The sequence below is a fragment of the Streptomyces sp. NPDC093591 genome (assembly GCF_044764885.1).
Taxonomy (GTDB): Bacteria; Actinomycetota; Actinomycetes; order Streptomycetales; family Streptomycetaceae; genus Streptomyces.
In genome coordinates, this window is record NZ_JBIWIY010000018.1 from 254,326 (window position 1) to 274,661 (window position 20,336).

The window sequence follows — 20,336 nt, forward strand, 5'->3', positions numbered from 1 at the left end:
CCTCACTGGGATGGAGCGGTGTAGAGGGGCAGACGGGGGTCGACGGGCTGGTCCGGCCAGGTGCCGCGGATCCAGGCGTGGTCGGGGTGGTCGCAGATCAGCCAGGCGCGCTCGGCCTCGGGGCCCGCCATGACGTTGAGGTAGTACATGTGGTGGCCGGGCACGGCCATGGAGGGCCCGTGCCAGCCGTCGGGGATGAGGACGACGTCGCCGCCGCGCACCTCCGCCAGGACGTCGGTGTTCTTGCCGTGTCCGGACGGGGAGACGCGCTGGTAGCCGAGGCCGGGGGTGCCGTCGTGGTCGGCGAACTCGAAGTAGTAGATCTCCTCCAGCACCGACTCCTCGCCGGGCCGGTGCTCGTCGTGCTTGTGGGGAGGGAAGGACGACCAGTTGCCACCCGGCGTGATGACCTCGACCGCGATGAGCTTGTCGCAGTCGAAGACGCCGGCCGCGCCGAAGTTGTTCACCTGGCGGCTGCTGTTGCCCGTGCCGCGCAGCTCCACCGGCACCGACGACGCCGGCCCGTACCGGGCGGGCAGCCGCCGTGAGCAGCGCGCGCCGGTCAGCGCGAACCGGCCGCCGCCGGTGGACGAGACGGTCGTACGGGCATCGCGCGGCACGTACGCGAAGTCGCTCACGCCGCTGAACACACCGTCACGGCCGGCGAGTGGGAACGTCTCGTGGCCGAAGTCGTCCGCGGCCTCGACCGTGCAGCCGCCGCTCAGCGGCAGGACGATCCACTCGCTGTCGCCGGTGTCGAAGCTGTGCGAGCCGCCGGGCGGCAGCTCCAGGATCCGCAGGCTGGAGTAGCCCCAGCCGGCCTTCTCGGGCGTGACGTCCACGACGTACGGGCCGCCGAGCGCCTTTCCCGCGGGAAGGTGATAGGTCATCGAGTTCTCCGCCTCACAATCCGGGTCACAACAGGCCGACGGCCGTGTCCACCGCCGTCTCCACGCTGCCCTCGGCCGGGTAGAGCAGCGAGCGGCCGACGACCATGCCCTGCACGGTGGGGAGCCTGAGCGCCTTGCGCCAGCGCTCGTACGCACCCTCCTGGTCGTCCCCGACCTCACCGCCCAGCAGGACGACAGGGAGCGTGGACGTCTCAAGAACTTCGGCCATGTCGTCGGGGTCATGGGTGACGGGCAGTTTCAGCCAGGTGTAGGCCGAGGTGCCGCCGAGGCCGGACGCGATGGCGATCGACCGGGTGACGGCTTCGGCGGACAGGTCGTTGCGCACCCGGCCGTCGACGCGCCGGGAGATGAACGGCTCGACGAACAGCGGGAGTCGCCGCGCGGCCATGTCGTCGATGGCGCGGGCCGTGGACTCCAGGGTGGTCAGCGAGCCCGGGTCGTCGTAGTCGATACGGACCAGCAGCTTGCCCGCGTCGAAGCGCAGCCGCGCGATGTCCTCGGCGCGGTGGCCGGTGAAGCGGTCGTCCATCTCGAAGGACGCCCCGGCCAGGCCGCCGCGGTTCATGGAGCCCATGACAACCTTGTCGTCGAGCACGCCGAGCAGCAGCAGGTCCTCAAGGATGTCCGCGGTGGCCAGGACCCCGTCTACGCCGGGCCGCGACAGCGCGATGCAGAGACGTTCCAGCAGATCGGCCCGGTTGGCCATGGCCAGACGCCGGTCGCCGACGCCGAGGGCGCCGCGGGCCGGATGGTCGGCGGCCACGATCATCAGGCGGCCGCTGTCACCGATCAGCGGGCGGCGCACCCGGCGGGCGGCGGCCTCGGCGATCGCCTCGGGGTTCCGGGCTCTGACCGCGGTGAGGTCGGGGATGGTCATGCTCAAAGGAAGCTCCAGTTCAGGGGTGGCTCGGCCGGCCGTCACGACGCTCGCGCGAGGAGGCTTTCGACCTCGGACTCGGTGGGCATCGCGGAGGAGCAGGCCAGGCGGGAGGCGACGAGGGCGCCGGCGGCGTTGGCGTACCGCATGGTTTCGGCCAGATCCCAGCCGGACAGCAGCCCGTGGACCAGTGAGCCGCCGAAGGCGTCTCCCGCGCCGAGGCCGTTGGCCACCTCGACCGGTACGGGCGGCACCTCCGCCTCCGTACCGTCGCGGTGCACCGCCAGCACGCCCTTGGGGCCCTGCTTGACCACCGCCAGCTCCACGCCGGCCGCCAGCAGCGCCTCCGCGCAGGCGCGGGGCTCACGGACGCCGGTGGCGACCTCGCACTCGTCGAGGTTGCCGACGGCGACCGTCGCGTGCCGCAGCGCCTCCGCGTAGTACGGGCGGGCCTCCTCGGGGTCGTTCCAGAACATCGGGCGCCAGTCGAGGTCGAAGACCGTGGTGCCCGCCTTGTCGCGCGCCTTGAGGGCGGCGAGGGTGGCGGAGCGGCTCGGCTCCTCGCTCAGGCCGGTGCCGGTGATCCAGAAGACCCGGGCCGAGCGGATGGCCCAGTAGTCCAGCTCGTCGGAATGTATCTCCAGGTCAGGCGCCTTAGGCTGCCGGTAGAAGTACAGCGGGAAGTCGTCCGGCGGGAAGATCTCGCAGAACGTCACCGGCGTCGGGTACGCCGCGACGGGCGTCACCCAGCGGTCGTCGACGCCGAAGTCCTTCAGGGCCTCGTGCAGGTAGGCACCGAACGGGTCGTCGCCGGTGCGGGTGATCACTGCGGTGGTACGGCCGAGCCGAGCGGCGGCGACCGCGACGTTCGCGGCGGAGCCGCCGAGGAATTTGCCGAACGTCTCCACCTGCGTCAGAGGTAGGCCAGACTGCAGGGGGTAGAGATCGACTCCTATCCTTCCCATCGTGATCAAGTCGAAGGACTTGGCTGACTCGGCCATGCGCGACGCTCCTACAGCTGGACAGGGGGTGCGGGTCCCAGCGGGCCTGCCGCCTCCCAGGTGTAGGGCGTGGAGGCCGACGCTGTCAATACTTTGTACTTACATTCGGACCTGAGTGTGAAATGATGTCTTAACAAAGTATTGACAGCGAGCGCATCTAGGGATTGGATCCCGTCCCAGCGCAACCGCCGTGCTCCACGGCACACGACCCGGGCTTTCCAAGGGTCCGGGACATGGATCCTGATCACTCCCTTTCCCCCGTCGCACACCCCCGTCGCACAGTGAGGTGCTGGAAAGATGGACCGCTCTTACTCTCGCTCCCGCAGGCTGGCCCCCGTAGTGGCCGTCGCAGCAGCGGCAGCGTTGACGCTCGCAGGATGCTCCAGCAGCTCCGGCGGCAAGAAGGCGGAGGAGAGCGCGGAGGGCGCCTCCGCCGGCAAGGCGAACACGCCCCGGATGACGGTCGCCCTGGTCACGCACCAGTCGGCGGGCGACACCTTCTGGGACATCGTCCGCAAGGGCGCCGAGGCAGCCGCCGCCAAGGACAACATCAAGCTGATCTACTCCAACGACCCGAACGCGGGCAACCAGGCCAACCTGGTCCAGAACGCGATCGACCAGAAGGTCGACGGCATCGCGATCACCCTCGCCAAGCCGGACGCCATGAAGGACGTCGTGAGCAAGGCGAAGGCCGCCGGAATACCGGTGGTCGGCCTCAACTCCGGTGTCAGCGACTGGCAGAAGCTCGGCCTGATGGAGTTCTTCGGCCAGGACGAGACCGTGGCGGGTGAGGCGCTCGGCAAGCGGCTGAACGAGGAGGGCGCCAAGAACGCCGTCTGTGTCATCCAGGAGCAGGGCAACATCGGCCTGGAGCAGCGCTGCGCGGGCGTGAAGAAGACCTTCGAGGGTGACGTCGAGAACCTGAACGTCAACGGCACCGACATGCCGTCGGTGAAGTCGACGATCACCGCCAAGCTCAAGCAGGACAGCGGCATCGATCACGTCATCACCCTCGGCGCCCCGTTCGCGCTGACCGCGGTGCAGTCGATCGGTGACGCCGGCAGCAAGGCGAAGGTCGCCACCTTCGACCTCAACAAGGACCTGACCGGAGCGATCAAGAAGGGCGACATCGAGTTCGCCGTCGACCAGCAGCCCTACCTCCAGGGCTACCTGGCGATCGACTCCCTGTGGCTCTACAAGAACAACGGCAACTACATGGGCGGCGGCGAGGCACCGGTGCTGACCGGACCTGCCTTCGTCGACAAGACGAATGTCGAGACCATCGACAAGTTCGCCGCGAAGGGCACTCGGTGACGAACATGACCCAACAGGCTGAGCCGGCGGTGACCACACCGCCGGCCCCCGGCCCCGGCAAGGAATCCGACGGGCGGACCCAGCAGCGCCCCCTCGCGCTGCGCCTCCTCGCCCGTCCTGAAGTCGGCGTCTTCCTCGGCGCCGTCGCGGTGCTGATCTTCTTCCTCATCACGGCTCCGGCCGTGCGTGACGGCAGCTCGATGGCGAACATCCTTTACCAGTCGTCGACCATCGGGATCATGGCCCTGCCGGTCGCGCTGCTGATGATCGGCGGCGAGTTCGACCTGTCGTCGGGGGTCGCGGTGATCACCTCGGCGCTGACGGCCAGCATGACCGCCTACCAGCTGAGCATGAACGTCTGGGTCGGTGTCATCGTCGCCCTGATCGTGTCGCTCGCGGTGGGTCTGTTCAACGGCTGGCTGCTCGTCAGGACCGGTCTGCCGAGCTTCCTGGTCACCCTCGGTACCTTCCTGATCCTCCAGGGCGTGAACCTGGCGGTCACCAAGCTGATCACCAGCAACGTCGCCACGGACGACATCAGCGACATGGACGGCTTCGACCAGGCCAAGGCGCTGTTCGCCTCGACCTTCGAGGTCGGCGGCGTGAACGTGAAGATCACGGTCGTGTGGTGGCTGGTCTTCGCGGCCATCGCCACCTGGGTCCTGCTGCGCACCAAGTACGGCAACTGGATCTTCGCGGTCGGCGGCAACCAGCAGTCCGCGCGGGCCGTCGGTGTCCCGGTGACCTTCACCAAGATCTCGCTGTTCATGCTGGTCGGTTTCGGCGCCTGGTTCGTCGGCATGCACCAGCTGTTCTCGTTCAACACCGTGCAGTCCGGCGAGGGTGTGGGTCAGGAGCTCATCTACATCGCCGCGGCAGTCATCGGCGGCTGCCTGCTCACCGGCGGCGCGGGTTCCGCGATCGGCCCGGTTTTCGGTGCCTTCATGTTCGGCATGGTCCAGCAGGGCATCGTCTACGCCGGCTGGAACCCCGACTGGTTCAAGGCGTTCCTCGGCGTGATGCTCCTCGGCGCCGTCCTCATCAATCTGTGGGTCCAGCGCACGGCGACCAGGAGGTGACCTGAATGACCACCGAAAAGACCGGCACCCATGGTGCCGTCCTCCAGGACAAGGCCCCGGAGAAGGACGCCCCGATCGTCGAACTGCGCGGCGCGGGCAAGTCCTACGGCAACATCCGCGCCCTGCACGGCGTGGACCTGAAGGTGTTCCCCAGCCAGGTGACCTGCGTCCTGGGCGACAACGGCGCGGGCAAGTCCACCCTCATCAAGATCATCTCGGGGTTGCACCAGCACACCGAGGGCGAGTTCCTCGTCGACGGCGCACCGGTGCGCTTCTCCACCCCGCGTGAGGCCCTCGACGCCGGTATCGCCACCGTCTACCAGGACCTCGCCGTCGTCCCGCTGATGCCGGTGTGGCGCAACTTCTTCCTCGGCTCCGAGATGACCAAGGGCCCCTGGCCGCTGCGCCGTCTCGACATCGAGAGGATGAAGAAGACGGCCGATGAAGAGCTGCGCAACATGGGCATCGTCCTGGACGACCTGGAGCAGCCCATCGGCACCCTGTCGGGCGGTCAGCGCCAGTGCGTGGCGATCGCCCGCGCCGTGTACTTCGGTGCCCGCGTCCTCATCCTGGACGAGCCCACCGCCGCCCTCGGCGTCAAGCAGTCCGGCGTGGTCCTGAAGTACATCGCCGCCGCCCGCGAGAAGGGCCTGGGCGTCATCTTCATCACCCACAACCCCCACCACGCCTACATGGTCGGCGACCACTTCAGCGTCCTGCGCCTGGGCACCATGGAGCTCAACGCCTCCCGTGACGAGGTCAGCCTCGAAGAGCTCACCAACCACATGGCCGGCGGCACCGAACTGGCCGCGCTCAAGCACGAGTTGAGCCAGGTCCGCGGTGTCGACGTCGAGGAACTCCCCGAAGAGGAAGACCTCACCGCACCCGTGGCGACCACCGAAGGGAAGTCCTGACATGCCCTCTGCGCTCGACCGTATCCGGGTCGGCTCGGCCCCCGACTCCTGGGGCGTCTGGTTCCCCGACGACCCCGTCCAGGTGCCCTGGGAACGCTTCCTCGACGAGGTCTCCGAGGCCGGCTACGACTGGATCGAACTGGGCCCGTACGGCTATCTCCCGACCGACCCGGCCCGCCTCACCGACGAGGTGAACAAGCGGGGCCTCAAGGTGTCGGCAGGCACGATCTTCACCGGCCTGCACCGCGGGCCCTCCGTCTGGGAGTCCACCTGGGAGCACGTCAGCGAGGTCGCCTCGCTGACCCAGGCCATGGGCGCGCAGCACCTGGTCGTCATCCCGTCGTTCTGGCGGGACGACAAGACCGCCGAGATCCTCGAGCCGCCGGAGCTCACCGGCGAGCAGTGGGCCCACCTGACCAAGGGCATGGAGCGGCTCGGTCACGAGGTGAAGGAGAGGTTCGGCCTCGACATCGTCGTGCACCCGCACGCCGACACCCACATCGACACCGAGGCCCACGTCGAGCGCTTCCTCGACTCGACCGACTCCGACCTGGTCAACCTCTGCCTGGACACCGGTCACTACGCCTACTGCGGCGGCGACAGCGTCAAGCTGATCGAGACCTACGGCGAGCGCATCGGCTATCTGCACCTCAAGCAGGTCGACCCGGAGATCCTCGCGGACGTGGTGCAGAACGAGATCCCGTTCGGCCCCGCGGTCCAGCGCGGCGTGATGTGCGAACCCCCGGCGGGCGTACCGGAGTTGGGGCCGGTCCTGGAGGCCGCGCAGAAGCTGAACGTGGACCTGTTCGCGATCGTCGAGCAGGACATGTACCCGTGCGAGCCGGACAAGCCGCTGCCCATCGCGGTCCGTACCCGCAAGTTCCTGAGGTCCTGCGGCGCCTGACGACCCGAAAGGACGGCCGATCACCATGACCCAGCGTCCGCACACGCTCGGAGTCGCAGTCATCGGTACCGGAAAGATGGGCGCCGACCATGTGCGCCGCATCCAGGAAGTCACCAGCGGGGCACGGGTGACCGCCGTCGTGGACGTCGACGCGGAACGCGCCAAAGCGGTCGCGGATCGCGTCGACGGCTGCACCGTCCACACCGACCCGGCCGCCGCGATGGCGGCGGCCGACGTCGACGCGGTGATCGTCGCCTCGCCGGGCCCCGCCCACGAGGCGGCGCTCCTCGCGGCCTTCGAGCACGACCTGCCGGTGCTGTGCGAGAAGCCGCTCACGCCGGACGCGGCCTCCGCGCTCAGGGTTCTCCAGGCCGAGCAGAAGCTCGGTCACCGCCGCGTCCAGGTGGGCTTCATGCGGCGCTACGACGCCGAGTACATGAAGCTCAAGGCCCTGCTGGAGACGGGCCAGCTGGGCCGCCCCCTGATGCTGCACAACCGGCACCGCAACGTCGCCAGCCCGCCCGGCTGGACCTCCGAGATGCTCATCAACGACTCCGTGACGCACGAGATGGACGTGACCCGCTGGCTGCTCGGCCACGAGATCACGGCCGTCACCGTCCTCGCCCCGACCCCGTCCGACAACGCCCCGGACGGCATCCGCGACCCGCAGTTCGTCGTCTTCGAGACCGACGGCGGCGCGATCGTCGACGTCGAGATCTACGTCAACTGCGGCTTCGGCTACCAGGTCCAGGCCGAGGTCGTCTGCGAACGCGGCACCGCCCGCGTCGGCGACGGCCACGCCCTGGTCACCAACGCCGCCGGCCGCTGGGGCGGCATCATCGCCCAGGACTACATCGAGCGGTTCGCCGACGCCTACGACCGTGAGGTCCAGGCCTGGGTGGACGCCACCCGGCGCGGCGAGGTCACCGGGCCCAGCGCCTGGGACGGGTACGCCGTGGCGGCGGTGTGCGAGGCGGGCGTACGGGCGTTGGAGGAGGGTGGCCGGGTCCCGGTGGAGCTGGTCGACCGGCCCGCGCTGTACCAGGACTGACAGAAACGCAGGACGGACAGAAACGGTCGGGTGCCGGGGAGTCCCCCGGCACCCGACCGTTTTCCTTCAGAGCGCCGTACGCGGCCGCGGCTCGAACCCCGCCGCTCGGTAGGACTCGTCGATCAGCGACATCGTCGCCAGCGCGTCGTCCGCGTCCAGCGGCAGCGGGGCGTTCCGGCGTATGTGGGCGGCGAGCGCCTCCAACTGGTAGGTGTACGACGAGCGCGTGCCCAGTCGCTCCGTCCGCTCGCCCTCCGCCGTACGCACCACCACCCGGTCGTCGCGGTGTGGCAGCACGAAGTTGGGCGCGAACGCCTCGCCCGCCGAGCCGACGATCCGGCAGCTCATCTCCAGCGCGTCGTACGCCATGTGGCACCGCGCGGACGCGGTCGCCCCGCCCGGGAACTCCAGCTCGGCGTCCAGCCACTCGTCGACGCCAGGCGCACCCGCCCGCTCGCCACCCCGCGCGGACACGAGCCGCGGCGCACCGCCGGCCCACGGCGCGAGCATCCGCACCGCGTGCAGGCTGTAGCAGCCGAGGTCCATCACGGCGCCGCCCGCGAGCGGCAGCGACCAGCGCGGGTCGCAGTCATCGGGGGCAGGAATCGCGACCAGCGTCTCCACCCGCTGCAACTCGCCCAGTTCGCCGCTCTCCAGGATCTCGTGCAGGCGCCGGGTGACCGGGTGGAAGAGGTAGTGGAAGGCCTCCATGAAGACGGTCCCGGCCTTCGCCGCCGCCTCCCGTACCTCGGCCGCCTCCTCGGCGTTGCTCGCCGACGGCTTCTCCGTCAGGACGTGCTTGCCGGCCGCGAGCGCGGCGAGGTTCCACGGTCCGTGCAGACCGTTGGCGAGCGGGTTGTAGACGACCTCCACCTCCGGGTCGGCGAGCAGGTCGGCGTAGGAGTCCACCACCCGCTCCACGTCGTGCTCGTCGGCGAACGCCTCGGCGCGGGACCGGTCGCGCGCGGCCACCGCCACGAGGCGGTGACCGGTCGTGCGGGCCGGGCCGACGAGGGAGAGCTCGGTGATGCGGGCCGCGCCCAGCACTCCGATGCGCAGCGGCTGCGGGCTCGAGTCGTTCATCCCTGCCGTACCTCCTCGATCGTCACCGGACGGTGCTCGTGCAGCGACAGTGTGCACGCGTCCGCGATCCAGCCGGCCTCCAGGGCGTCCTCGATCGTGCACGGGGAGGTCCGGGTGCCGGCCACGACCTCGGTGAACGCGGTGAGTTCGGCGCGGTAGGCCTCGGTGAAGCGGTCCATGAAGAAGTCGTGCGGGGTGCCGGACGGGAAGGTCACGCCGGGCTCGACCGAGCGCAGCGGCAGCTTGTCCTCCAGGCCGACGGCGATGGAGTCCTGGAAGCCGTGGATCTCCATGCGGACGTCGTAACCCCGGGCGTTGTGGCGGGAGTTGGAGACCACCGCGATCGTGCCGTCGTCCAGGGTGAGGATCGCGCCGGTGGTGTCGGCGTCGCCCGCCTCCTTGATGTAGTCGGCGCCCTTGTTGCCGCCGACGGCGTACACCTCGGTCACCTCGCGGCCGGTCACCCAGCGGATGATGTCGAAGTCGTGCACCGAGCAGTCCCGGAAGATGCCTCCGGAGGCGGCGATGTATGCGGCCGGTGGGGGCGCCGGGTCCAGCGTGGTCGAGCGGACCGTGTGCAGCTTGCCCAGCTCGCCGCTCTGCACGGCGGCACGGGCGTTGACGAAACCGGCGTCGAAGCGGCGGTTGTAGCCGATCTGGATCGGCACGCCCTTGCTCTGGACGGCCTTGAGCACCTCGACGCCCTCGGCCATGGTCCTGGCGACGGGCTTCTCGCAGAAGACCGGGATGCCGGCCTCGACCCCGGCCAGGATCAGCGCCGGGTGGGCGTCCGTCGCGGCGGCGACGACGATGCCGTCCACGCCGGCCGCCAGCAGGGCCTCCGGCGAGTCCACGACCTCGGCGCCGAACCGCTCCGCGGCGGCCTTGGCGGCGTCCGCGAACGGGTCGGTGACGACGAGGGAGTCGACCGCGTCGAGTCCGGAGAGGGTCTCGGCGTGGAAGGCGCCGATGCGGCCGAGGCCGAGGATTCCGATGCGCATGAGCTCCGCTGCTTTCTTGGTGTGTGGTTGCTGTTCGTTGCCGGGGCTCCGCCCCGGGCCCCGTCGCTCTTCGGGCTCGTCCTCAAGCGCCGGACTGGCTGAATCAGTCCAGGCCGCCCAGGACGTTCTGGTCCCAGTCGATCACCGAGCCGGTGACCACCCCGGACCGGTCCGAGAGCAGGAACACCACGAAGTCGGCGATCTCGTCCGGTTGGCCCAGCTTGCCCATCGGCAGCTTCGCGGCGGCCTGTTCCCGCCAGTCGTCCGCGGCTCCGTGGAAGGTCTTCTGCGTGGCGTCCTCACCCTCCGTCGCCGTCCAGCCGATGTTCAGGCCGTTGATCCGGATCCGGTCCCAGCGGTGCGCGTGCGCGGCGTTGCGGGTCAGCCCGATCAGGCCGGCCTTCGCGGAGACGTACGGCGCGAGGAACGGCTGCCCGCCGTGCGCCGAGGACGTGATGATGTTGACGATCGTGCCGGGGGCCTTGCGCGCGACCATGTCCGAGACGGCGGCCTGCATGGCGAAGAACGGCGCCTTGAGGTTGATCGCGATGTGCTGGTCGAACAGCTCGGGCGTGGTGTCGAGCAGCGTGCCACGGGAGGTCAGCCCCGCCGAGTTGACCAGGCAGTCGATCCGGCCGTACGCGTCGACGACCTCGGCGACGGACGCCTTGGCCTGCTCGGCGTCCGCGAGGTCGGCCCGTACGAACATGGCCTTGCCCCCGGCGGCGGCCAGCTCGGCCACCAGCGCCTCACCGGGCTCGGCGCGCCGCCCCGTGACGGCCACGACCGCCCCCTCGCGGGCGGCCGCCCGTGCGATCGCCGCGCCGACACCCTGGCTGCCGCCGTTGACGAGGACGACCTTGTCGTCGAGAAGTCCCATGCCTTTTCGGGTCCTTTCAGCTTTCGTCGGCTCTGGTCAGCTCTGGCGCCGCTCGGCGCCGGCCCGCAGTTCGTCCCGCAGAGCCGTGGGGGTCCATGACTCACGCAGCGCACGCCGTACGACGTCCGCCTGCGAGGGCGGGGCCAGCCCGGCCACCGGCGGATCGCTGTCGAGGTTGGTGGGGAAGGGGTAGCCCTCGGCGCTCGCGGCGATGACGTTCGCCAGCCATGCCTCGTCGGCGCCCTCGCCCCGCCTCTTGAGCAGCACGGGATGGACGGCGTTGGCGACCGCCTCGCGGTCCACCGTCTCCATCGCCCGGCCGAACGCGGAGGACACCTGCAGGAGGTTCGCCATGCGCCGGATGTCCGCCGAGCGATTGGTGCCGGCCGCGTGGAACAGCGCCGGGTTGAAGAAGACCGCGTCGCCCTTGGCGAGCGGGAGCTGGACGTGGTGCGCCTCGAAGTGGGCCTGGAACTTTGGCAGCCGCCACGCCAGATAGCCCGGCTCGTACGTCTGTGAGTACGGCAGGTACATCGTCGGCCCGGACTCGACCGGCATGTCGCAGTGGGCGACGGCGCCCTGGAGCGTGAGCACGGGGGAGAGGCGGTGGACGTGGGCCGGGTACGCGGCCGCCACGTCGTTCGGAAGGAACCCCAGGTGGTAGTCGCGGTGCACGGTCTGGGCCGCGCCGCCCGGGTTGACCACGTTGACCTGTGACGTCACCTGGTAGCCGGGGCCAAGCCAGGCGGTGCAGACCAGCGCCAGGATGTCGTTGGCGTAGTAGTCGGCGAACGCCTCGGCGTCGTACAGCGCCGCCTTCTCCAGCGCGTTCCACACCCGGTCGTTCGCGCCGGGCTTGGCGAAGTGGTCGCCCGCGTCGGCACCCGACGCGCGCTGCTCGGCGATCAGGGCGTCGAAGACCTCGGTGAGCCGGTCCACGACGCCGGGGTCCGGGAAGGCGCCCTGGAAGACCACGATCCCGGGGCCGTCGGTGAGGGCGCGCACCAGCTCGGCCTGGACCTCCCGGACGTCCTCGGCGCGACGCAGCCGCTCACTGTCGTAGAGCAGTACGTCGCGCTCCACGGAGGCGGCGTACGGGTAGTCGGCGAGGTCGGTCGTCCGCTCGACGAGAGCGCGGAAGGCGTCGAGGTCACAGTCCTGCTCGGACAGCCAGGCACGGCGGTGTACGGAGGTGAAGGACATCGGCGTCCTCTCGGTGACAGAAGCGACTCGGCGCTGTCATTCTTGTCATGACAATCCCCTCGAACAACCAGCAGCCGCCCATCAAAAACCCCTCAAGGAGCCGTCGCATGGGCCACCCCTTCCCGATCCGGGAGATCGCACGTCAGGCGGGTCTGAGCGAGGCCACCGTCGACCGGGTCCTGAACGGCCGGGGAGGGGTGCGCGAGAGCACCGCGCGGGAGGTCCAGCAGGCGATAGCCGACCTGGACCGGCAGCGCACCCAGGTGCGGCTGCTGGGCCGCACCTTCATGGTCGACATGGTGGTGCAGGCGCCCGAGCGGTTCACCACCGCCGTACGTGCCGCCCTGGAGGCGGAGCTGCCGTCCCTGCATCCGGCCGTCGTGCGCTCGCGCTTCCACTTCCGTGAGACGGGGCCGGTGCCGGAGCTGAGCCGGACGCTGGACCGCATCGCCCGGCGCGGCTCGCAGGGCGTGATCCTCAAGGCCCCGGACGTCCCCGAGGTCACCGCCGCCGTCGCCCGGCTCGTGGAGGCGGGCATCCCGGTGGTGACCCTGGTGACCGACCTGCCCTCCACGGCCCGCCTCGCGTATGTCGGCATCGACAACCGGGCCGCCGGCGCCACCGCCGCGTACCTGATGGGGCAGTGGCTGGGGGAGCGGCCCGGCAATGTGCTGACCAGCCTCAGCAGCGGGTTCTTCCGCAACGAGGAGGAGCGCGAGATGGGCTTCCGCAGCGCCATGCGCGCCCTCCACCCCGACCGCACGCTGGTCGAGATCGCCGAGGGACAGGGCCTGGACGCCACCCAGTACGACCTCGTCAGGGCCGCGCTGGAACGCGACCCGGAGATCCGCGCGGTCTACTCGATCGGCGGCGGCAACATCGCGACGCTGCGGGCCTTCGAGGACCTGGGCCGCGAGTGCGCGGTGTTCGTCGCGCACGACCTCGACCACGACAACACCCGCCTGCTGCGCGAACACCGCCTGTCCGCCGTACTCCACCACGACCTGCGCCAGGACATGCGCGAGGCCTGCCACATCGTGATGCGAGCCCACGGCGCGCTGCCGCCCGCGGGGCCCACGCTGCCGTCGGCGATCCAAGTGGTGACGCCGTACAACATGCCCACGCCCATCCGGTGACGGGCGGGGCCGTCGGGGCCGTCGCTCTGGCGTGTATCCCCGTTCGGCGCGTCCCGGCTCCCTACCGTCGTGCGCATGTGGAAATCGAACCCGGACGGCGGGCCCGAGCGGTTGACGGCGCTCGCCGACAGCGTGTTCGCCATCGCGATCACCCTGCTCGTCCTCGATCTCTACGTGCCGCGGGGACTGGACACGCGGGAGTTCCGCGAGGCTCTGCGCGAGCTGCTCCCGGATCTCGGCGCCTACGCGCTCAGCGTGGCGGTGCTGGGCAGCTTCTGGCGCGACCACCGCAGGATCTTCCGCTCCGTTCGGGAGATCGACGGCCAGGTCACAGCGCTGTCCCTGCTCGGGCTCGGCCTCGCGGCCCTGCTGCCCTTCCCCACCAGGCTGGTCGCCGAGTACGGCAGGGAAGCCGCCTCGGTCGCGATCTACGCCGCGGCGGTCGCGGCCCTCGGCGCGGCCCACCTCGCCCTGGTCGCCGTCCTCGCCGGGCGTCCGTGGCTGCGCGGCGACTTCACTCCGGCGGGCGGCTTCCGGCTCTACGCCCTCGATCTCGCCGTGACGGTGGTCGTGTTCCTCATCACCATCCCGCTGACCCTGGCGGCCGGGGCCGCCGCCGCGTGGTGGTGGCTCGTCCTGATCCCGGTCAAGGTCGCCCTCGGCCGACGTGCCCGCCCGGCCACCGGCCGCTGACCGTCCCGGCTACGCCTCCACGTCCACCCACGCACCGCTCCGCGCCGACCGCACCATCGCGTCCAGTACGGCGGCACTGCTCACGGCGTCCGACAGGGTGGCCCCGTGCGGGGTGCCCTCGGTGACCGAGCGCAGGAAGCGGTACGCCTCGATGACCTTCAGGTCGTCGTAGCCCATGGCGTTCGCCGCGCCCGGCTGGAAGGCGCCGAACTCGCCGTCGCCGGGGCCGACGTACACCGTGCTGACCGGCTGGTCCTGGTAGGCCGCGCCACGGCTGACGCCCAGCTCGTTCATCCGGCGGAAGTCCCAGAAGACCGCGCCCTTGGTGCCGTGCACCTCGAAGCCGTAGTTGTTCTGCTCGCCGACCGAGACCCGGCAGGCCTCCAGGACGCCGCGCGCGCCGGAGGCGAAGCGCAGCAGGCAGTTGACGTAGTCCTCGTTCTCGACGGGGCCGAGCTCGCCGCCGGTGGCGCGGGTGTGGCCCGCGGTGGCGCCTGTGGGACGGGCTCGCTCAGGGATGAACACGGCCGTGTCGGCGGTCAGCGACGCGATGTCACCGAGCAGGTAGCGGGCCAGGTCCGCGCCGTGCGAGGCGAGGTCGCCCAGCACGCCGCTGCCGCCGCGCTCCTTCTCGTACCGCCAGGTCAGGGCGGACTCGGGGTGGGCCGCGTAGTCGCTGAAGAGGCGGACGCGGACGTGCGTGACGGTGCCGATCTCGCCGGAGGCGATCAGGTCGCGGGCGGCCTCGACGGCGGGCGCGTTGCGGTAGTTGAAGCCGACCGCGCCCTGGACGCCGGCCTTGGCGACGGCGTCGGCGACCGCCCGGGCGTCCGCGACCGTCAGGCCGACCGGTTTCTCGATCCAGATGTGCTTGCCGGCCTCGGCCATGGCCACGCCGATCTCGCGGTGCAGAAAGTTCGGTGCGGTGATGCTCACGGCCCGCACGCGCGGGTCGGCGGCGACCTCGCGCCAGTCACGGGTCGTCGAGGCGAACCCGAACTGGGCCGCGGCCTCCTCGGCGCGGCCCGGCACGTCCTCGGCCACCGTCACCAGCCGCGGACGCAGGGCCAGCCGCGGATAGTGGTGCGGGACGCGGGTGTACGCCTGGGCGTGCACCCGGCCCATCCAGCCGAACCCGATGACGGCGACACCGAGCGAATCCACCATGACAGCCCCTCTTTGGACCGGTCCATTTTCTGTCCAGGCCACCTTGGGTGCCGATTCCCCGGGGTGTCAACCCTTTGACAAGTCGTCCCGGGCCATGGAACGGTCCATGCCATGAGACCGCCGACGATCCGCGACGTGGCCGACCGGGCCGGCGTCTCCAAGTCGCTGGTCTCGCTGGTGCTGCGCGGCTCCGACCAGGTACGGCCGGAGAAGCGGGACGCCGTCCTGCGCGCCGTGCGCGAACTCGGCTACCGCCCCAACGCCGCCGCGCGCAGCCTCAGCGAGCAGCGCACCCGCACGGTCGGCGTCCTCCTGAACGACCTGCGCAACCCGTGGTTCGTGGACATGCTGGACGGGCTCAACTCCCTGCTCCACGACAACGGTCTGCACATGCTGCTCGCCGACGCCCGCCTCAACCGCCGCACCGGCCAGGATCCCGCAGGCCCCTTCCTCGATCTGCGGGTCGACGGCCTGGTCGTGGTCGGTACGCTCCCCGACCCGGCCGCGCTCGAAGCGGTGGCCGCGCGGATGCCGGTCGTGGTGGCCGGCGCACGCGAGCCGGTGCCGTCCGGCGTCGACGTCGTGGCGAACGACGACGAGCAGGGCGCCCGCCTGGTCGCCGAGCACCTCATCGGTCTCGGGCACCGCCGTATCGCGCACATCGCGGGGTACGGCGCGGTGGGCGAGCTGCGGCGACGGAGCTTCCAGGCGACGATGCGCGAGCACGGCCTCGCGGACCAGGCGGTCGTCGAGGCCGGTGACATGACCGAGGAGGGCGGCTACCGCACCACCGTCCGCCTGCTCAGCCGCCCCGAGCGACCCACGGCCGTCTTCGCGGTCAACGACATCGCCGCCATCGGCGCGCTCTCCGCGGCCGAGGAACTGGGGCTGCGCGTGCCGCGCGATCTGTCCGTCGTCGGTTACGACAACACGAGCATCGCCCGGCTGCGTCATGTATGGCTCACCACCGTCGACAACACCAGCCACGAGGTCGGCCGCCGCGCGGCCCGCTGCCTCCTGGAGCGCTTCGAGGGCGCCGCGGGGGAGGGCCGGGTCCAGCTCGCCACCCCGGCCCTGGAGGTCCGCGGCTCGACGGCGCCCCCGCTCACGGCCTGACCGCGTACGCCGGCGCCGCGTCTCGGCCACCGTCCCTGTCGTACGGCCGCCCTCGTCCGTGACGTCCCTGACGTCCCACGCCGACCCGGGCCTGCGCGCAATACGACAGACAAAATTGTTGACAATTATGTTTGGCTAGATTTACGTTCGACAGGCACTCACTCAGGGAGGGCACATGCCGAAAGAAGCCCGTCCGAGCACCGGGGAGCAGGCCAAGCAGCACGCGTTCGCGCAGCTGCGGCGGGCGATCCTGCACGGCGAGATGGCGCCGGCGCAGCGGCTGGTGGAGAACGAGCTCGCCGAGCAGTTCGGTGTGACGCGGGCCAGCATCCGCGCGGCACTCATCGATCTGGAGGCTCAGGGCCTGGTCGAGCGGATCCGCAACCGCGGTTCGCGGGTGCGGGTGGTGAGCGTCGAGGAAGCGGTCGCCATCACCGAGTGCCGCATGGTCCTGGAAGAACTGTGCGCGGCGAAGGCGGCCGTCGCGGCCAGCGACGAGCAACTGAGCCGGCTCGCGGACCTGGGCACGGCGATGACCAAGGCCGTGGCCGACGGCGAGCCGATGACGTACTCCGAGCTCAACCAGGAACTGCACGCCGGGATCCGGGAGTTCTCCGGCCAGCAGACGGCCGTGGAACTGCTGGAGCGGCTCAACGCACAACTGGTGCGCCACCGCTTCCAGTTGGCGCTGCGGCCGGGACGTCCGCAGCACTCCCTGAACGAGCACCTGGCGATGATCGAGGCGATCAGGGCCAGGGACCCGCAGGCGGCCGAGGCGGCCGTCCGCGCCCACCTCACCAGCGTGATCGAGGCGCTGCGCGACTGACGGCCGCAGGGCCGGGAGACGTGGCGAGGCGGGCGTCACAGCTGTCACCAAGGCGAGTGAGCCGAAGGGGCGTGCCGGTGTCGAGAGCGCGAGCGCGCGCAGGCCCGAAGGGCTGAGCGCGGTCGCGGGTTCGGCGACGGCCGGCGCACCCCGGGCGAACCGCCCGAAGAGGAAGTGATCTCAGTGATGACCCAGGCCGACGCGCCCGCCGCTCCACCACGTTCCACCCTCGTCATCACCGCGCACGCCGGGGACTTCGTGTGGCGGGCGGGCGGAGCCATCGCCCTGGCCGCCTCCCGGGGCGAGAAGGTGACCATCGCCTGCCTGACCTTCGGCGAGCGCGGCGAGTCCGCCAAGGCCTGGCGCGAGGGCAAGCAGCTCGACGAGATCAAGGCGATACGCCGCGACGAGGCCGAGCGCGCGGCCGCCACCCTCGGCGCCGAGGTCCGCTTCTTCGACGCCGGTGACTACCCGCTGATCGCCACGGCCGAGCTGACCGACCAGCTCGTCGCGGTCTACCGCGAGACCCAGCCCGACGTCGTCCTCACCCACCCGACCGAGGACCCGTACAACGGCGACCACCCGGCCGCCAACCGCATGGCCCTTCAGGCCCGCGTCCTCGCGCAGGCCATCGGCTACCCGGGCGAGGGCGACATCATCGGCGCCCCGCCGGTCTTCTACTTCGAACCGCACCAGCCCGAGATGAGCGGCTTCAGGCCCGAGGTCCTGCTCGACATCACCGAGGTGTGGGAGACCAAGCGCAAGGCCATGGAGTGCCTCGGCGCCCAGCAGCACCTGTGGGACTACTACACCGACCTCGCCGTGCGCCGCGGCGTCCAGCTCAAGCGCAACGCCGGACCCAACCTGGGCCCGGCCCACAAGACCATGGCCGAGGCGTACATGCGCCCCTACCCGCAGATCGCGAAAGCGCTGGCATGAGCGGCGTGATCGTCACCAACCCGCCGAAGGCGGAGCTGAAGGACGTCGACGCGCTGGCCGGCTTCGGCGTGGCGACGGTGAGCGAGGCCGTGGGGCGCAAGGGCCTGCTGGGCCCGGAGATCCGGCACGTCCAGCAGGGCGTACGAGTCGCCGGCACCGCCGTCACCGTGCTCGGCTGGCCCGGCGACAACCTCATGATCCACGCCGCCGTGGGGCAGTGCGGCGAGGGCGACATCCTGGTCGTCACCACCACCTCCCCGTGCACGGACGGCCTGTTCGGCGAGCTGTTCGCGACCGCCCTGCAGCAGCGCGGCGTGCGCGGTGTCGTCATGAACACCGGCATCCGCGACACCCAGGAACTGCGCGAGACGGGCTTCGCCGCCTGGTCCCGGGCGGTCAGCGCACAGGGCACCGTCAAGGCCACCGGCGGCTCGGTGAACGTGCCGGTCGCCATCGACGGCCAGGTCATCCGCCCCGGCGACGTGATCCTCGCCGACGACGACGGGGTGGTCGTCGTACCCCGCGAGCGCGCCCGGGAGACGGTCGAGAAGTCCGAGGCCCGCGAGGCCAAGGAGGCCGCGACGCGCGCCGCCTTCCTCGACGGCCAACTCGGCCTGGACCGCTACGGGTTGCGGGAGACGCTGGTGCGGCTCGGCGTGACGTACAAGTCCTACGACGAGTACGTCCGTGAGGAGGCCCAGCGGTGACCGGGCCTGTGGAGGTGCGCTGCATGCTGATGCGCGGCGGCACCTCCAAGGGCGCCTACTTCCTCGCCGAGGACCTCCCCGCCGAACCCGCCCTGCGGGACGAGCTGTTGCTGCGTGTCATGGGCAGCCCGGACGAGCGCCAGATCGACGGCCTGGGCGGCGCCCACCCGCTCACCAGCAAGGTCGCGGTGGTCTCACCCTCGGCGGATCCGGGTGCCGACGTCGACTACCTCTTCCTCCAAGTCGTCTTCGACCGGCCCGAGGTGAGTGACCGTCAGAACTGCGGGAACATCCTCGCGGGCATAGGGCCGTTCGCCGTGGAGCGCGGCCTGGTCCCGGCGGGGGAGGAGCGGACCTCCGTACGCATCCGCATGGTCAACAGCGGCGACTTCGCCACCGCGACCTTCCCGACGCCGGGCGGGCGTGTCGACTACACGGGGGACGCCGAGATCTCGGGCGTCCCCGGCTCGGCCGCCCCCGTGGTGATCGAATTCCCGCCCGGTACCGGCCCGTTGCTGCCCACCGGCAACGTCCGCGACGTGATCGAAGGCATCCCGGTGACCTGTGTGGACAACGGCATGCCGACCGTTCTCGTCCAGGCCGCCGCGCTCGACGTCACCGGCTACGAGACGCCCGAGGAACTGGAGGGGAACCGCGCGCTCGCCGAGCGACTCCGTGAACTCCGCCTGGCGGCAGGCAAGTTGATGGGCCTCGGTGACGTCTCGGACGCCACCGTCCCCAAACTCACCCTGCTCGCCCCGCCCCGGGACGGCGGCGCGGTCACCACCCGCACCTTCATCCCGGTCCGCTGCCACACCTCGATCGGCGTACTCGGCGCCGCCAGTGTCGCCGCCGGTCTGCGCGTCCAAGGCGGCGTCGGCGCCGGCCTCGCGGAGCTGCCCGCCCAGGGCGACCGCGTCCGCATCGAACACCCCACGGGGTTCCTGGACATCGAGAGCAGCCTCGGTACCGACTCCGCGGGTCTTCCCGCCGCCCGCCGCACCGCCGTCGTCCGTACGGCCCGCAAGATCTTCGACGGCACCGCCTTCCCCCGGTCCGCCGAGACGGCCCCACTCCCCGCACACCTCCCCGGAGGTCCTCGATGGCCCCGCCGCTCGGCGACAGCGCCCACATCGGCCACGCCCAGCTGTTCACCCCCGACCTGGACGCCAGCGTCGCCTTCTTCACCGACTACCTGGGCCTCACGGTCAACGGCCAGGACGGCGACACGGTCTATCTGCGGACCTTCGACGACTACGAGCAACGGCGACTGGGGCTTCACCGCGTTCGCCCTCGCGGGACTGTCGTCCATGGTCTTCATCGGCGTCGCCGCACTGCGCGGTTCGAAGCGGGCGGCTCGCAGCGGCAGCGATCAAGAGCTCATAGGTGCGCACTGATTGGCGTCCGTCATATGTACCGATGAGCCGAACTGGGATATACGACTGTCTCGCGTATTGTTGCGTCATATGCCCGCTGTGACGCAGGGCGGCCTTCGGTGCGTCGGTGGCGAATGAGTTGAACTGTTAAGGGGGAA

At 70.7% G+C, this 20,336-nt stretch carries 20 protein-coding genes and 1 pseudogene; 13 read left to right on the top strand and 8 right to left on the bottom strand.

The window, feature by feature from the left end; translation table 11 throughout:
- Nucleotides 1–2: 2 nt before the first annotated feature.
- Genes iolB through iolC form a run of 3 tightly spaced genes read right to left on the bottom strand, consistent with a single transcriptional unit; the run spans nucleotide 3 to nucleotide 2,789 of the window.
- A complete protein-coding gene (gene iolB, locus ACIREI_RS34415) occupies nucleotides 3–890 on the bottom strand; it encodes a 5-deoxy-glucuronate isomerase (protein ID WP_403341426.1) in 888 nt (295 codons plus the stop codon).
- A gap of 25 nt (nucleotides 891–915) precedes the next feature.
- Complete coding sequence (locus tag ACIREI_RS34420; protein ID WP_403341429.1) at nucleotides 916–1,788, bottom strand: deoxyribose-phosphate aldolase; 873 nt, start codon at nucleotides 1,786–1,788, stop codon at nucleotides 916–918.
- Between the two features lie 41 nt (nucleotides 1,789–1,829).
- Nucleotides 1,830–2,789, bottom strand: coding sequence for a 5-dehydro-2-deoxygluconokinase (gene iolC / locus ACIREI_RS34425; RefSeq protein ID WP_403341432.1), 960 nt, complete (start codon nucleotides 2,787–2,789; stop codon nucleotides 1,830–1,832).
- 297 nt (nucleotides 2,790–3,086) lie between these two features.
- Here iolC and ACIREI_RS34430 point away from each other — a divergent pair, with 297 nt between their 5' ends.
- From ACIREI_RS34430 to ACIREI_RS34450, 5 genes are read left to right on the top strand one after another with little or no spacing between them, the layout of a single operon-like run.
- Nucleotides 3,087–4,103, top strand: a complete 1,017-nt coding sequence (locus ACIREI_RS34430) for a sugar ABC transporter substrate-binding protein (protein WP_403341434.1) — start codon at nucleotides 3,087–3,089, stop codon at nucleotides 4,101–4,103.
- Between the two features lie 5 nt (nucleotides 4,104–4,108).
- A complete protein-coding gene (locus tag ACIREI_RS34435) occupies nucleotides 4,109–5,182 on the top strand; it encodes an ABC transporter permease (RefSeq protein ID WP_403341437.1) in 1,074 nt (357 codons plus the stop codon).
- 5 nt (nucleotides 5,183–5,187) lie between these two features.
- Nucleotides 5,188–6,096, top strand: coding sequence for an ATP-binding cassette domain-containing protein (locus tag ACIREI_RS34440; protein ID WP_403341440.1), 909 nt, complete (start codon nucleotides 5,188–5,190; stop codon nucleotides 6,094–6,096).
- A 1-nt stretch (nucleotide 6,097) separates the two neighbouring features.
- Complete coding sequence (locus ACIREI_RS34445; protein WP_403341443.1) at nucleotides 6,098–7,000, top strand: sugar phosphate isomerase/epimerase family protein; 903 nt, start codon at nucleotides 6,098–6,100, stop codon at nucleotides 6,998–7,000.
- 25 nt (nucleotides 7,001–7,025) lie between these two features.
- Nucleotides 7,026–8,051 carry a Gfo/Idh/MocA family protein gene (locus tag ACIREI_RS34450; protein WP_403341445.1) on the top strand — a complete coding sequence of 342 codons (1,026 nt, stop codon included), beginning with the start codon at nucleotides 7,026–7,028 and terminating at the stop codon, nucleotides 8,049–8,051.
- A gap of 66 nt (nucleotides 8,052–8,117) precedes the next feature.
- Here ACIREI_RS34450 and ACIREI_RS34455 read toward each other — a convergent pair whose 3' ends face one another.
- The 4 genes from ACIREI_RS34455 to ACIREI_RS34470 all read right to left on the bottom strand — a co-directional run bounded on the left by ACIREI_RS34455 (nucleotide 8,118) and on the right by ACIREI_RS34470 (nucleotide 12,218).
- On the bottom strand, nucleotides 8,118–9,134 hold the full coding sequence (locus tag ACIREI_RS34455) for a Gfo/Idh/MocA family protein (protein WP_403341448.1): 1,017 nt from the start codon (nucleotides 9,132–9,134) through the stop codon (nucleotides 8,118–8,120).
- Entirely contained in the window at nucleotides 9,131–10,135 is a 1,005-nt protein-coding gene (locus ACIREI_RS34460) for a Gfo/Idh/MocA family oxidoreductase (protein WP_403341450.1), read from the bottom strand. The genes ACIREI_RS34455 and ACIREI_RS34460 overlap by 4 nt, the downstream gene beginning before the upstream one ends.
- Nucleotides 10,136–10,238: 103 nt before the next feature.
- Nucleotides 10,239–11,015 carry an SDR family oxidoreductase gene (locus ACIREI_RS34465; RefSeq protein WP_403341453.1) on the bottom strand — a complete coding sequence of 259 codons (777 nt, stop codon included), beginning with the start codon at nucleotides 11,013–11,015 and terminating at the stop codon, nucleotides 10,239–10,241.
- Between the two features lie 36 nt (nucleotides 11,016–11,051).
- Nucleotides 11,052–12,218 carry a phytanoyl-CoA dioxygenase family protein gene (locus tag ACIREI_RS34470; protein ID WP_403341456.1) on the bottom strand — a complete coding sequence of 389 codons (1,167 nt, stop codon included), beginning with the start codon at nucleotides 12,216–12,218 and terminating at the stop codon, nucleotides 11,052–11,054.
- 107 nt (nucleotides 12,219–12,325) lie between these two features.
- Here ACIREI_RS34470 and ACIREI_RS34475 point away from each other — a divergent pair, with 107 nt between their 5' ends.
- Nucleotides 12,326–13,354, top strand: a complete 1,029-nt coding sequence (locus tag ACIREI_RS34475) for a LacI family DNA-binding transcriptional regulator (protein WP_403341458.1) — start codon at nucleotides 12,326–12,328, stop codon at nucleotides 13,352–13,354.
- 75 nt (nucleotides 13,355–13,429) lie between these two features.
- A complete protein-coding gene (locus ACIREI_RS34480; RefSeq protein WP_403341461.1) occupies nucleotides 13,430–14,047 on the top strand; it encodes a TMEM175 family protein in 618 nt (205 codons plus the stop codon).
- Nucleotides 14,048–14,056: 9 nt separating this feature from the next.
- On the opposite strand, the gene ACIREI_RS34485 is transcribed toward ACIREI_RS34480, so the two are convergent.
- Nucleotides 14,057–15,214 carry a Gfo/Idh/MocA family protein gene (locus ACIREI_RS34485; protein WP_403341463.1) on the bottom strand — a complete coding sequence of 386 codons (1,158 nt, stop codon included), beginning with the start codon at nucleotides 15,212–15,214 and terminating at the stop codon, nucleotides 14,057–14,059.
- 111 nt (nucleotides 15,215–15,325) lie between these two features.
- On the opposite strand from ACIREI_RS34485, the gene ACIREI_RS34490 reads away from it, so the two are divergent.
- From ACIREI_RS34490 to ACIREI_RS34515, 6 genes and pseudogenes are all read left to right on the top strand, one after another.
- Nucleotides 15,326–16,330 (top strand): LacI family DNA-binding transcriptional regulator, encoded by a 1,005-nt coding sequence (locus tag ACIREI_RS34490; RefSeq protein ID WP_403341466.1) that lies wholly within the window; start codon nucleotides 15,326–15,328, stop codon nucleotides 16,328–16,330.
- A 175-nt stretch (nucleotides 16,331–16,505) separates the two neighbouring features.
- Complete coding sequence (locus ACIREI_RS34495) at nucleotides 16,506–17,156, top strand: GntR family transcriptional regulator (protein ID WP_403341469.1); 651 nt, start codon at nucleotides 16,506–16,508, stop codon at nucleotides 17,154–17,156.
- Between the two features lie 186 nt (nucleotides 17,157–17,342).
- The gene (locus tag ACIREI_RS34500) at nucleotides 17,343–18,095 is read left to right on the top strand and encodes a PIG-L deacetylase family protein (protein WP_403341471.1); all 753 of its coding nucleotides are present in this window, start codon (nucleotides 17,343–17,345) and stop codon (nucleotides 18,093–18,095) included.
- Nucleotides 18,092–18,802, top strand: a complete 711-nt coding sequence (locus ACIREI_RS34505; RefSeq protein ID WP_403341474.1) for a 4-carboxy-4-hydroxy-2-oxoadipate aldolase/oxaloacetate decarboxylase — start codon at nucleotides 18,092–18,094, stop codon at nucleotides 18,800–18,802. The genes ACIREI_RS34500 and ACIREI_RS34505 overlap by 4 nt, the downstream gene beginning before the upstream one ends.
- Nucleotides 18,799–19,878 (top strand): annotated as a pseudogene (locus ACIREI_RS34510) (4-oxalomesaconate tautomerase); the annotation flags it as partial. The gene ACIREI_RS34505 and the pseudogene ACIREI_RS34510, both read left to right, overlap by 4 nt.
- 26 nt (nucleotides 19,879–19,904) lie before the next feature.
- Entirely contained in the window at nucleotides 19,905–20,225 is a 321-nt protein-coding gene (locus ACIREI_RS34515; RefSeq protein WP_403341511.1) for a VOC family protein, read from the top strand.
- Nucleotides 20,226–20,336 lie beyond the last annotated feature (111 nt).